Origin of the sequence: Oceaniradius stylonematis, assembly GCF_003149475.2 — a bacterium.
In the GTDB taxonomy this organism is placed as follows: Bacteria; Pseudomonadota; Alphaproteobacteria; order Rhizobiales; family Rhizobiaceae; genus Roseitalea; species Roseitalea stylonematis.
Genome location: NZ_QFWV02000004.1, coordinates 363126 through 375954, shown reverse-complemented (window position 1 = coordinate 375954; position 12829 = coordinate 363126). Strand labels below are relative to the sequence as shown.

Genomic DNA, 12829 nt, shown 5'->3' with positions numbered 1-12829 from the left:
ACCTTCATGGCCGACCGCATCGACCGCAATGGATTGCAGATCGACAAGGCCCTGCACGACTTCCTCGTCGACGAGGCAATGCCGGGAACCGGTATCGACGCGGACGCGTTCTTTGCCGCCTTCGCGGCGATGGTTTCCGATCTGACCCCGAAGAACCGCGCGCTTCTGGAAACACGCGAGAAACTGCAGTCGCAGATCGATGCATGGCATGCAAAGCGCCGCAACCAGCCGCATGACCATGACGCCTATCGCGGCTTTCTCGAGGAGATCGGCTATCTGTTGCCGGAGGGACCCGATTTCGAGATCGAGACCGCCAATGTCGATCCGGAGATCGCCAGTGTGCCCGGCCCGCAGCTCGTCGTGCCGATCACCAATGCCCGCTATGCGCTCAACGCCGCCAATGCACGTTGGGGAAGTCTCTATGACGGCTTTTACGGCACCGATGCGATGGGCACGCCGCCCAGGCCCGGCGGTTACGACCGCGGACGCGGAGCACGCGTCGTCGCCCGCGCTCGTGTCTTTCTCGATCAGGCTTTCCCGATCGAGGGCACCAGCCACGCCGATGCGCGCCGCTACCACGTCAAGGACGGCGCGCTTCTCATCGACGATCTGCCGCTGCTCGAGCCGCAAAAGTTTGCCGGCTACAGGGGCAATCCGAAAGCGCCCGATGCCGTGCTTCTGGTCAATAACGGGCTGCACGTGGAACTGGTGTTTGACCGTGCCCACCCGATCGGNTTCGGTCGCTTGCGTCGATGCCGAAGACAAGGTTCTGGCCTATGCCAACTGGCTCGGACTGATGAAAGGCGACCTCAAGACCAGCTTCGAAAAGGCCGGCCGGCCGGTCGATCGCAAGCTCGAGGCCGATCGTCGTTACACCGGCCCGGACGGTGGTGAAGTGATCGTCAAGGGCCGGGCACTGCTCTGGGTCCGCAATGTCGGCCATCTGATGACCAATCCGGCGATCCTCGATGCTGATGGCAATGAGGTCTTCGAGGGTCTTATGGATGCGATGATCACCACGCTCATCGCGATGCATGACCTGAAGAAGGATGGCGGCGACCGCAACTCGCTGCATGGTTCGGTCTATGTGGTTAAGCCGAAGATGCACGGACCGGACGAGGTGGCGTTCGCCGGCGAGATGTTCGATCGGGTCGAGGATGCGCTTGGCCTGCCGCGCCACACCGTCAAGCTCGGCGTGATGGACGAGGAGCGGCGCACCAGCGTCAATCTCAAGGAGTGCATCCGCGCCGCAAGTCATCGCGTCGCCTTCATCAATACGGGCTTTCTGGACCGCACCGGCGACGAGATCCATACATCGATGGAAGCCGGTCCGTTCAGCCGCAAGGACTTCATCAAGCGCAAGTCCTGGATCACCGCCTACGAGAACCAGAATGTCGATATCGGTCTGAAATGCGGCCTTTCGGGCAAGGCGCAGATCGGCAAGGGCATGTGGGCCATGCCGGACCGGATGCACGCCATGCTCGAACAGAAGATCGAGCATCCCAAGGCCGGCGCCAATTGCGCCTGGGTGCCCAGCCCGACCGCCGCGACGCTGCACGCCTTGCACTATCACCAGGTCGATGTCTTCGCGGTGCAAGCGCAGCTCAAGGCGGCCGGGCGCCGCGCCTATGTCGATGCGGTGCTCGACATTCCGCTCGCGACCTACCGCAAATGGAGTGACCGGCAGAAGCTCCGCGAGGTGGAGAACAATGCGCAGGGGATTCTGGGCTATGTCGTCCGCTGGATCGACCAGGGCGTCGGCTGCTCCAAGGTGCCGGACATCAACGATGTCGGCCTGATGGAGGACCGCGCAACGCTGCGCATCTCGTCGCAGCACATCGCCAACTGGCTCTATCATGGCATCGTCACGAAGGAGCAGGTCGTCGACACGATGAAGAAGATGGCCGAGGTGGTCGATGGCCAGAATGCCGGCGACCCGGCCTACCGGCCCATGGCGCCCGATTTCGACGGCTCGATCGCATTCCAGGCGGCGCTCGATCTGGTGCTCAAGGGCCGCGAGCAGCCCTCCGGCTATACCGAGCCGATCCTGCATGCCCGGCGTCTGGAACTGAAGGCGGCTTGAGCCGGCAAGCCGGCTTCAATTGGTTCGATTCTTGCCGTCGCGCGGATTGATTCGCCGGCGTTGCAGCGTCGCTGCCGCGATCTGCTGGATGGCGGCGGCGAAGATGCCGAGCCCGACGAAGATGAACACCGTTGTGCCGACCTTGCCCAGGGCGGTCGCGGGAACCAGATTGCCGTAGCCGACGGTCGACAGCGTGACGACTGCGAAGAAATAGCTGTCCACCCAGGTCCAGCCCTCGACAAGGCGGAAGAACACGGTGCCGATGCCGATGATCAGTGACAGGCTGGTGACAAGGGCGACAATGCGAATGCTGGGCATGGCGGGAAACATCCGTTAACCGCCGACAAGTGTGTCGGCGGTCGGCCGCGAAGGCCAGCGGCTGGCGCCGGCCTCCCCAGAAAAATGGCATTGGCTTTGCGCGCAGGTCAGGTGCCACCGAACCGGATGGCCGTGATCCGGCCCTCCCAGAACGGGATGATCTCGCCGCCCGCGGCACGAGCAATGGTGAAGGCGAGAGGAACACGCACGCCGTCGATCATTTGGTAGTCACTCCGCGCGGTGTGCTCGCCCGAGCCGTGATAGGGCGTCGTCAGGTCGCCGTCAGTCTCCGCGTCGAACCGCGTCAGCGCGCCGTCCGCATCGAATGTGGCGACGAGCGCTGCCTCCTCTCCGAAGGCGCGCACGACCGCCCGCGACCGGTTGTCGTCGACCGGTTCCCAGGTCACCGGCCCGCCGGGCAGAAGCGCCATCGGATAGGCCGGGCTTTCAAGAAGCCAGCGGCGCAGCGACGTCCGGTTCAGCGCCGGCGTCGATGTTTCGTACATGACGGTGACCGTCGACAGCAGCTTGGCCGCCATTTCCATCTGACCGTCAATGTAGGCATCGTAGGCAATCGCCCAGACCGGGCCCCAGAGCGGCGTGTCCGCCGAGAACACCAGGTCCGGCGCCCGCAGCGAAATCACCTGCCGCGCCGTCGTCGGTTGGAACGTCTCGGTCAAGGGCCGGCGGAACTGGCCCGCTGCCTCGATTTCCACATAGGCATGGTCGGGCGGGCCGTCGGGAAAGACATAGGCGAAATAGCGGGCAACCGGTTCTGGAAGCGTGTCGGGCAACGTTTCGGTCCACGGCGCGGACCTCTCGGTGGCCCGGTCGATGACGGTCCGCTCGAACCCGGTGATCGCCGCGCGTGTGGCGTGGGCATGGTAGGCGATGGTGCCTGCGACCACGGCGATGGTGGCGACTGTCGCCGACAAGATCAGATTACGTGTTTTCATGGGAAGTCTCCTGTCGGGTGCCGCCTAGCGGCTTTCGATGAGGGGGAAGATGGCGACCGCCAGCGCGGCGGTCGTGGTCAGCGTCCGAACCGTGTTCCAGAAGGTCCAGCGCGCCGAATAGTTCGACCAGACGGCAGCGGCATCGACACCGGCAGGATCGATCGCGGCCAGTGCCTCGTTCATCGGCACATTGACCAGCGCGGTCGGCACGACGGCGGCCAGGACATAGATGCCGGCGGCTGCGGCCATGAAGAGGCCGGAACGGGTGTCTCCGATCGCAAATGCCAGTACCGAAGCGCCAACGGCGAAGACCGGGGTCAGGAAGAAGGTGACGAAGAAGACCGGATTTCTGACCGACGCATTGATCGCCTGCATGGCGGCAATTGCCTTGTCGGGCGAGATGGCGTCGAGGCCGGTCATCACGCAGACCGAGAAGGCGTAGAAGAAGCCGGCCATCAGGCCGAGCATGAGGATCGGCGCCATTGGCGCGGTGCGGGNTACGGAAATTTGCAAATGAAACTTTGGTAAGGGACAGACCGCCATGGGCGATTATGCAGACCGGCGCCGCACGGCGATCGAGGATGCCGCCTTCGCGCTGCTGATCGAGAAGGGCTACAAGGCCACGTCCATGCTGGAGGTCGCGCGTCGGGCCGGTGCGTCCAACGAGACGCTCTACAAGTGGTACGGCAACAAGCAGGGCCTGTTCGCCGCTTTGGTCAAGGCCAATGCGCGGGACGTGGCCGAATTGCTGCGCACCCGCCTCGACGGCGCCGATGCAGACCCGCTGGAGACACTGGCGACCGTCGGCCCGCTGCTTCTTGATCTGGTCACCGGCGAGCGCGCCATCGCCCTCAACCGCGCTGCGGTCGGCGATGTCCATGACACCGCGACGCTGGGCCCGGCGCTGGCCGAATCGGGGCGCGAGGCGGTCGTGCCATTGATCGCGGAACTGCTTGGTCGGGCGCGCGACAGGGGACTTCTGGCTTTCGACGATGCCGGCGAGGTGGCCGAGACCTATGTCGCCTTGCTCATCGGCGACCTGCAGATCCGCCGCGCAACGGGCGCGATCGGGCCGCTGCCCGATGATGCGATCCGTACACGGGCAATGCGTGCCGTCGGCGGCATCACGCGTCTCTTTGGGACTTGATCGCCGTCATCCCCGCGCCGGCAGATCCGGCAGGCCGACGCCCGTGGCCGCAAAGCCGCCGTCGGCGGCGATGATCTGGCCGGTGACGAACGCCGAATCGGGTGAACAGAGAAACCAGATCACGCTGGCGATCTCGCTCTCGGCGGCGTGGCGCGGCAGCGGCATGTGGTCGTAATAGGACTGCCGGATTTCCGGCGTGTGCACCTTGGCGGCCATGGCGGTTTCCACCGGTCCCGGCGCCACGCCATTGACCCGAATACCGTAATCGCCCAGTTCGGCCGCATATTGCTTGGTCAGGTGGGCCAGCCCGGCCTTGGACGTGCCATAGGCAACGCGCATGGTAGATGCGCGAATGCCCGAGATCGAGGTGACGTTGACCACCGCGCCGCCGCGCCCGGCGGCCACCATGTGGGGAGCGACCGCCTGTGTCATCAGGAACGGGCCGTTCAGATTGGTCGCCATCACCTCCGTCCATGTCTCAAAGCTCGTCTCGAGCAGCGGCGCGAACTCGGCAATGCCCGCATTGTTGACGAGCGCGTCGATCCGGCCCGGCGCATCAAGCGTCTCCGCCACCGCCGACGCGACCTGATCGGGCATGGACACATCGCACACGATCGGATGGGCGCGGTTGCTGCCGAGTGCCCGCGCCTCTTTCTGCAGCAGGTCGCCCAACCGGTCGATCATGACCACATGCCAGCCCTCGGCCAGAAACCGCTTGGCGGTCGCCAGTCCGATACCCCGTGCGGCGCCGGTGATCATCGCCACATTGCCGTCTTGTTGTGTCACATTGTCCTCCCCGACCGTTGAAATCGGTATTGGCATGGTGGACTGGCCGCTGCAAGCGCCCCCGGCTTCCCGTTGGCCGGTGCAAATTCCTCCATCATTCAACCACAATTGTCTTGCTGCTCGCCGAAGCGCGCGCTAGGGCGGATTTCGCCTTTCACTTGGGACAAGCGGCGTCGTGCGAGCAATGACGCGGGCCAGTTGGGACGAAACGCATGACCCTGCGCTACGGCGTCATCGGCACCGGCATGATGGGCCAGGAGCACATCCGCAACATAGCGCTTCTGGAGGGCGCGACCGTCGCCGCCATCGCCGACACGCGTGACGAGATGCGCCAGGCCGGTCTCGCCGCCGCGCAGACCGCCGGCATGACCGGTGTGGCCGCATACGCCGATCACGCAACACTGCTATCATCCGAAACCATCGACGCGCTGATCGTCGTCAGTCCCAACGACACCCATTACGACATCATGCTGGATGCCCTGGCGACCGGCCTGCCCATCCTGCTCGAAAAGCCTTCGGCCACATCGGCCGAAAGGGCGCGCGATCTGGCGCGCCGCGCCCACAACCGGCACGCGCCGGTGTGGGTGGCGATGGAATACCGGTACATGCCGCCCGTCGCCCGGCTGATCGAGGAAACGCGCAACGGCACCGCAGGCGATCTCAAGATGATCTCGATCGTCGAGCACCGCTATCCGTTTCTGGTCAAGCCGGGAAACTGGAACCGCTTTTCCCACCGGTCCGGCGGCACGATGGTGGAGAAATGCTGCCACTTCTTCGATCTGATGCGGCTGATCACGCAGGCCGAGCCGGTGCGCATCTTCGGTTCGGGCGGCCACGATCTCAACCATCGCGACGAGGTTCATGACGAGGGCGTCCCCGACGTGCTCGACAACGCCTTCGTCATCGTCGATTTCGACAATGGCATGCGCGCATCCCTTGATCTGTGCATGTTCGCCGAAGGCTCCTGGTGGCAGGAGCACGTCTCGGTGACCGGTTCGGCGGGCAAGATCGAGGCGATGGTGCCTGGCCCGTCGCGTTTCTGGCCGGGCGGCGGCGAACGCGCCTCGGAAATCGTGATTTCCCCACGCGCGGACAAGGCGCCGTTGCGCGAGGAAATCCATGTGGACGATCAGGTGCTCGCCGCCGGCGACCATCATGGCGGTACCTTCTACCAGCATCGCGAGTTTGCCCGCATCGTTCGCGAGGGCGGCAAGCCCGATGTGAGCTTGACGGACGGGGCGCGCGCGGTGGAGATGGGCGAAGCCGCCGAACGGTCGATCCGGAACGGCGAGATCGTGCATCTGGGGGACGCGCCATCATGATCCTGACCTGCGGGGAAGCCCTGTTCGACATGTTCGCAAGGCCGTCCGACGCATCGGGCGGCCACGGCGTTTCGATTGATGGCGTCGTCGGCGGCTCGCCGCTCAATGTCGCGCTTGGCCTGTCGCGGATGGGCACAGCGGCGGGCCTGTTCACACGGATTTCCACGGACCTGCTCGGTCGTCGCCTGCGTGCCTTCATGGCCGACAATGGCGTTTTGGACCGCTACTGCGTCGAAACCGACAATCTGACGACGGTGGCGCTCGTTGAAACCGGCCCCGACGGCCATCCGCGCTATTCCATCTACTGCAACGGCACCGCCGACTGCTCCATGGAACCCTCGGATATCCCAGATCAGCTCGGCGACGATGTCGATGTGATCCACCTTGGGTCGTTCGCGACCGTGTTCGAGCCGACCGGAAACACGCTGCGCACGCTGGCCCGGCGCGAGGCGGATGCCCGCTTCATCTCGTTCGACCCCAACGTCCGCACCATGGTTGTCGCCGACCTTGACCTGTGGCGGCAGCGAATCGGCGAAATGCTGCCGCTCGCCGGCCTGGTCAAGGCAAGCGACGAGGATGTCGGGCTTTTATGGCCCGGCAAGCCGCTTGAATGGTTCATCGAACAGGCACTGGTTGCCGGCGCGGATCTCGCCTTCGTCACACGCGGGCCCAATGGCGCGATTGCGGGATCGGCCGACGGACGGCTGACGCACGTGCCGGGCATTGCCGTCGATGTCGTCGACACTGTCGGCGCCGGCGACACCTTCATGGCGGCGTGCCTGCATTCCCTGAAGGCGAACGATCTCGTGGGAGCCGGCAAGGCGCGCAATGCCGATATCGCCGAATTGGCCGGCTTCGCCGTCAGGGCCTCGGCGCTGACCTGCACCCGGCGCGGGGCCGACCTGCCGACGCTTGCGGAGATTGAGGCATTCGCCGGCTGAACCGCCATTGCACCGCCATGGTTCGGTGCGTATCACTTGGCCCTTCCGCTTTGCACCGCGCGCGAGACCGAGATGATTCTCCATCATATGCCCATGTCGGCGCCCTGCCGGTTCGTCCGCCTGTTGCTGGCTGAATATGGCGTCGAGGCGCAGTTGCACGAAGAACGTCCATGGGAACGCCGGCCGGAGTTTCTGGCGATGAACCCGGCCGGGACCATTCCCGTCCTCGTCGCCGAGGCGGGTGTCCCGCTCAGTGGCGCCCACCCAATTGCCGAGTACCTCGATGAAACACGTGGGGTCATGGCGCGCGAACGGCGCCTTATGCCCGACTATCCGCTTGAGCGCGCCGAGGTGCGGCGCCTGGTGGACTGGTTCATCGTCAAGCTCGAAGCCGATGTCACCCGCGCGCTCGTTCGCGAGCGAATCGACAAGCTGGCAATGCCGGCCGAACTGGGGGGCGGCGCGCCGGACAGCGGAGCCATGCGCGCGGCCCGCGCCAACATCCGGCAGCATCTGCGCTATCTGAACTGGCTCGCCGGCACCCGCGACTGGCTTGGCGCGCCATCGATTTCCGCCGCCGACATCGCCGCCGGCGCCGCGGTTTCCATCCTCGACTATATGGGCGAGATCGACTGGTCCGGGGTGCCGCAGGCGCGCGACTGGTACACGCGGATGAAATCGCGGCCCTCCTTCCGTCCGCTTCTGGCTGACCGGGTGCGCGGCCTGACGCCGGTTTCGCACTATGCCGATCTCGATTTCTGAGACCGGGCCGGATAGCGTGCCGCCATGCCGACGGCCTTGTCCCACCGCCTGACCGATCCGAAAAAGGCGCGCGCATTTATCGTGCGCGATCTGCAATCGCTCGGCTTCGACGCGATCGGCGTCGCGCCGGCCGGCCGGATCGACCGCGCCGCCAAGGGCCTCGACCGGTTCCTTGACGCAGGCCGGCACGGCACGATGGGCTGGATGGCCGACACGCGGGACCGCCGCGCCGACCCGACGACGCTCTGGCCCGATGCTCGCTCGATCGTCATGGCGGCGATGAGCTACGGCCCGGGCGATGCCTACGATCCGCTCGCTGCGCTCGAGCGGACCGATCGCGCGACCATTTCCTGCTACGCCCACAACCGCGATTATCACGATGTCATCAAGGGCAAGCTGAAGCAGGCGGCCGGCCGGTTCGCCGCGCGCACCGGAGCCGACGTCAAGGTCTTCGTCGACACGGCGCCCGTGATGGAAAAGCCGCTGGCCGAACGGGCCGGGCTCGGCTGGCAGGGCAAGCACACCAATCTCGTCAGCCGCAATCTCGGATCATGGTTCTTTCTGGGCGCGATCTTCACCGACATGGCACTGCCGGCGGACGAAGCCGAGACCGATCATTGCGGCTCATGCCGGGCGTGCCTCGACATCTGCCCGACCGACGCGTTTCCAGCGCCCTACCAGCTCGATGCGCGACGCTGCATTTCCTATCTGACGATCGAGCACAAGGGACCGGTGCCGCACCCGTTCCGCAAGGCCATCGGCAACCGCATCTATGGCTGCGACGATTGCCTGGCGGTCTGCCCGTGGAACAAGTTCGCCAGCGCCGCGCGCGAGGCGAAGCTCCAATCTCGTGACGACATGCGCACGCCGCCGCTGGATGAACTGCTGATCCTGGACGATGCGGCGTTTCGTGCGCGCTTTGCCGGTTCCCCGGTCAAGCGGATCGGCCGCGCCCGTTTCGTGCGCAACTGTCTGATCGCCGCCGGCAACAGTGGTCAGCCGACCCTGATCTCGCACGTCATTGCGCTGCTGGACGATGCAGAGCCGATCGTGCGCGGCGGCGCGGTCTGGGCGCTGGCGCAGCTGGCGCCCGGCCGGATTGCGCACGAAGCGGCAGCGCGGCTTTCGGGGGAAGCTGACCGCGATGTCGCCGATGAATGGATCCATGCTGGAGCAACGGACGGTGACTGACCGAACGATATTGATTTTCGGCGCCGGATTTTCGGGTCGCGCTTACGGCCGTCGGCTTGCCGCCGCCGGCGAAACCGTTTTCGGCACGACGCGCGCTCCCGCAAAAGCCGGCGAACTGCGCAGGCTCGGCATGACGCCTGTCATCTTCGATGGCGCCGGCACCCGCCTCGAACTGCGCGATGCGATCGCACGAGCCACCGACATCGTCGTCTCGATCGCCCCGGATGCCGATGGTGATCCGGTGCTTCACGCCGCGCGTGAAGCCATCGCTGCCGCGCCGAATCTTGAGTGGATAGCCTATCTGTCGACGGTCGGCGTTTACGGCGATCATGACGGCGGCTGGGTGGACGAAGCCACCGAACCGCGCCCCGTTTCCGAACGCTCGATCCAGCGGCTCGCCGCCGAACGGGCCTGGCATGCTTTCGCCAAGGAACGCAATGTGCCGCTGTCCATCCTGCGCCTGTCGGGAATCTACGGGCCGGGTCGCAACGCCTTCGTCAATCTGGCGGCGGGTCGGGCGCGACGTCTGGTCAAGTCCGGTCAGGTCTTCAACCGCGTCCACGTCGACGACATCGCCGGCGCGCTGGCCTTCCTCGCCGCGCGCCGACATGACGGCATCCTCAACGTCACCGACGACCTGCCGGCGCCGCCGCAGGACGTTGTCGCTTATGCCGCCTCGGTCATGAAAGTTGATCCGCCGCCGGAAATCGACTTCGAGACCGCCACATTGTCGCCCATGGCCCGGTCCTTTTACGGCGAGAACAAGCGCGTTTCGAACGCGGCGATCAAGGCGTTGGGCTTCGTTTTCGCCCACCCCGACTACCGGTTGGCATTCGACCGGATGTGGGCCGGCGACGACTGGCAGGCGCCGTCCACCTGATCGCTGCCATCGGGCGCGTCCATCGTGACGGAAGGACGATTGATGTCGATCAGGACAGTGGCAACCGGCGCAGCCTGCGCCGCAATGATTCTCAGCGCTCTGGCGGCGCCGGCCCCGGCGCAAGCGGCCCAGCAGTGCGGCAAGGCATCCTGGTATGCGCTGACCTCGCGCACGGCGTCCGGCGAAATGATGGACCCGGCCAAGATGACCGCGGCGCATCCGTCGCTGCCCTTCGGCACCCGCATCGAGGTGACCAACCGTGCCAACGGCCGCTCGGTGACGGTGCGGGTCAACGATCGCGGACCGTTCGTACACGGTCGCATCGTCGATGTCTCCAAGGAAGCGGCCCGCCGCCTGGGCATGGTGCGCTCAGGCATCGTGCCTGTCTGCATCAGCCGGACGGGCTGATCCGTCGTCCGGTCAACCGGTGCGGGCCTTGCCCACCGTGTCGAGCGCGCGGCGCAGATGGGTGTCACGGTCATAGACGTCGGCATGATAGTCGACAACGCCGTCATCGTCCGGCCAGGCGGTGAAATAGCCCACATAGACCGGTACGGTCTCCGCCAGTTTCTCCACCTGCTCATAGCCGCCAAGCTGGGCGGCCACGTGCTCGGTGCTCTTGCCCAGCACCGCCGCGGCCATGGCGCGCGGGTCTTCGAGCCGCACGCAGCCATGGCTGAACGCGCGGTTGTCGCGCGCAAAAAGGTTCTTGGCGGGCGTGTCGTGCATGTAGATCGCGTGGCTGTTGGGGAACATGATTTTCAGTTCGCCAAGCGCGTTGCGCGGCCCGGGCTTCTGCCGGACATTGTAGGGAACGCTGCCGGAGAACTGATACCAGTTGATCGAGGACGACGCGATCTGCCGGCCCGAAGCGCCTGTGACCACATAACCGTTGCGGTCCAGATAGGACGGGTCGCGCCGCAGCTTTGGCAGCATTTCGTTGACGATGATCGATTGTGGCACGCCCCAATAGGGATCGTAGACCACATGCTCGATCTCGTCGTGGAAGAAGTAGGTCTGGTTTGAGCGTTTGCCGACGATCGTCCGCATGGCCAGCTTGGTTTCGCCGTTTTCCATGTAGCGGACGCGGTATTCGGGCTGGTTGATGACCACCTGCCGGCTGCCATAGGCTTCCGGATGCCACCGCAGCCGTTCGAGCGCCAGCTCGACCCGGTTAATCTTGGTCGCAAGGTTTTCGCCATCGAGCTCGGCAACTGTTCTCGGCCCGACGATACCGTCTGCCACCAGGCCGAGATCGCGCTGCACATCGCGCATCAGCGCGACCAGCGCGCCGTCATAGAGCGTCGTGCCGGAATAAGCATCGATGATCGCGGCATGCTTGGCGCGGGTCTCATCCGACATCTTCTCGCCAGCCGCTGCCATCACCATCGGCAGAGCCTCCGACACCGTGCCGGGGCGCAGGAATGTGCCTTCGGGAATGACGATCGCGTCTTCGGTGCTGGTGCGCAGGGCAGCCAGTTCGTCCTTGAGGCGCCGATAGTCGGACTGGCGCGGCGCCAGGCCTTCGAGCCATCCGGCCGGATCGCCGGCCGCCATCAGCCCGTCCAATGCCGCATCCGCCGTCAGCCGGTCCTTGGAAAAGTCGTGATATCCGGACAGCTTGTTGGGATCGACGGCGCCGTCCTTCATGTCCATGGCATAGCGCAGCGCGCGAGCGGTCAGTTGAAGCTCGAAGGCGATCAGATCGCGGTAGCGCGACGCGGGGTCGTCCGGCGACCAACCCGCAGACGGCAGATCGACCGCATAGTGCGCGGCATCGAGGCCATGGGCGGCCGCATCGTTGACCAGGGCGGCAACGGTCTGGCCGTTGGCGTTGAGGTTCATTCCGCTGACCCAGACAAAGGCTGGGTTTTCCGCGTAGTGACGGCGCATGGCGTCTGCAATTGCCGGCTCGATGGCCATGTTTTGATCGGGCGCGAAATCGAGCGCCTGGACGAACCGGTCTTCCTCCAGAACCGGCAGCGGCGGCAGAGAACTGTCCGTATCGTCGATGGCGCCGGTGGTCGCCACGTCCGGGAGCAGTGAAAGCAGCGTCACCGTGGTGATCGCCGGCGCGGCGTAGGTGTAGTATCGCGGCCCTGAAATGCGCTGGACCGGGCGCGCTGCGGCGCGGCTTTGGGTCGGGCGCTGCGGCGCCGCCTGCTGGCGAACCTGGGGGCGCGTTGCCCGCTGCCGTTGCTGCCGTTTGGCCCGGTTGAACAGCAATTCGTGCAACTGCACTTCCGATGCGCCGGCCACGCCTGGCGCTACCGCCCATCCCGTGAAGATGACAGCCGATGCCAGCAGCATCCGCCCCAAAGTCGATTGGACCACGTTTCGTCTCCCGATCATCTGCGCCCCGTCTATGCGAGCCTAGCCGGTTCGGTCGTCCGCATAAAGCCGCCGACGCGTAAAGAATGCGTCAACCAAGATGAAGAAACCA

General features: G+C 65.4%; 12 protein-coding genes and 1 pseudogene. 8 read left to right on the top strand and 5 right to left on the bottom strand.

Annotated features, from left to right (window positions below; genetic code table 11):
• The first annotated feature begins 6 nt into the window (after positions 1–6).
• Positions 7–2083 (top strand): annotated as a pseudogene (locus tag DEM25_RS05415) (malate synthase G).
• A 15-nt stretch (positions 2084–2098) separates the two neighbouring features.
• Here DEM25_RS05415 and DEM25_RS05410 read toward each other — a convergent pair.
• The 3 genes from DEM25_RS05410 to DEM25_RS05400 form a co-directional block, all read right to left on the bottom strand.
• The gene (locus DEM25_RS05410; RefSeq protein WP_109769363.1) at positions 2099–2401 is read right to left on the bottom strand and encodes a potassium channel family protein; all 303 of its coding nucleotides are present in this window, start codon (positions 2399–2401) and stop codon (positions 2099–2101) included.
• Between the two features lie 107 nt (positions 2402–2508).
• Positions 2509–3357: a DUF6920 family protein gene (locus DEM25_RS05405; protein WP_109769346.1), complete on the bottom strand. Its 849-nt coding sequence runs from the start codon at positions 3355–3357 to the stop codon at positions 2509–2511.
• 24 nt (positions 3358–3381) lie between these two features.
• Positions 3382–3840, bottom strand: coding sequence for an anthrone oxygenase family protein (locus DEM25_RS05400; protein WP_120222643.1), 459 nt, complete (start codon positions 3838–3840; stop codon positions 3382–3384).
• Between the two features lie 58 nt (positions 3841–3898).
• On the opposite strand from DEM25_RS05400, the gene DEM25_RS05395 reads away from it, so the two are divergent.
• Positions 3899–4504 carry a TetR/AcrR family transcriptional regulator gene (locus tag DEM25_RS05395; RefSeq protein WP_109769348.1) on the top strand — a complete coding sequence of 202 codons (606 nt, stop codon included), beginning with the start codon at positions 3899–3901 and terminating at the stop codon, positions 4502–4504.
• Between the two features lie 6 nt (positions 4505–4510).
• Here DEM25_RS05395 and DEM25_RS05390 read toward each other — a convergent pair whose 3' ends face one another.
• Positions 4511–5290 carry an SDR family NAD(P)-dependent oxidoreductase gene (locus tag DEM25_RS05390; protein WP_281004525.1) on the bottom strand — a complete coding sequence of 260 codons (780 nt, stop codon included), beginning with the start codon at positions 5288–5290 and terminating at the stop codon, positions 4511–4513.
• Between the two features lie 212 nt (positions 5291–5502).
• On the opposite strand from DEM25_RS05390, the gene DEM25_RS05385 reads away from it, so the two are divergent.
• The 6 genes from DEM25_RS05385 (at position 5503) to DEM25_RS05360 (ending at position 10794) form a co-directional block, all read left to right on the top strand.
• Positions 5503–6612, top strand: a complete 1110-nt coding sequence (locus tag DEM25_RS05385) for a Gfo/Idh/MocA family protein (protein ID WP_109769350.1) — start codon at positions 5503–5505, stop codon at positions 6610–6612.
• On the top strand, positions 6609–7553 hold the full coding sequence (locus DEM25_RS05380; protein WP_109769351.1) for a carbohydrate kinase family protein: 945 nt from the start codon (positions 6609–6611) through the stop codon (positions 7551–7553). The genes DEM25_RS05385 and DEM25_RS05380 overlap by 4 nt, the downstream gene beginning before the upstream one ends.
• 72 nt (positions 7554–7625) lie before the next feature.
• Positions 7626–8315 carry a glutathione S-transferase family protein gene (locus tag DEM25_RS05375; RefSeq protein ID WP_109769364.1) on the top strand — a complete coding sequence of 230 codons (690 nt, stop codon included), beginning with the start codon at positions 7626–7628 and terminating at the stop codon, positions 8313–8315.
• A gap of 24 nt (positions 8316–8339) precedes the next feature.
• Positions 8340–9506: a tRNA epoxyqueuosine(34) reductase QueG gene (queG, locus tag DEM25_RS05370; RefSeq protein ID WP_109769352.1), complete on the top strand. Its 1167-nt coding sequence runs from the start codon at positions 8340–8342 to the stop codon at positions 9504–9506.
• Positions 9499–10386 carry an SDR family oxidoreductase gene (locus DEM25_RS05365; RefSeq protein ID WP_109769365.1) on the top strand — a complete coding sequence of 296 codons (888 nt, stop codon included), beginning with the start codon at positions 9499–9501 and terminating at the stop codon, positions 10384–10386. Before queG ends, DEM25_RS05365 begins: the two co-directional genes overlap by 8 nt.
• Positions 10387–10428: 42 nt before the next feature.
• Entirely contained in the window at positions 10429–10794 is a 366-nt protein-coding gene (locus tag DEM25_RS05360) for a septal ring lytic transglycosylase RlpA family protein (protein WP_109769353.1), read from the top strand.
• A gap of 12 nt (positions 10795–10806) precedes the next feature.
• Here DEM25_RS05360 and DEM25_RS05355 read toward each other — a convergent pair whose 3' ends face one another.
• The gene (locus tag DEM25_RS05355; protein WP_158585174.1) at positions 10807–12720 is read right to left on the bottom strand and encodes a L,D-transpeptidase family protein; all 1914 of its coding nucleotides are present in this window, start codon (positions 12718–12720) and stop codon (positions 10807–10809) included.
• Between the last annotated feature and the right edge of the window lie 109 nt (positions 12721–12829).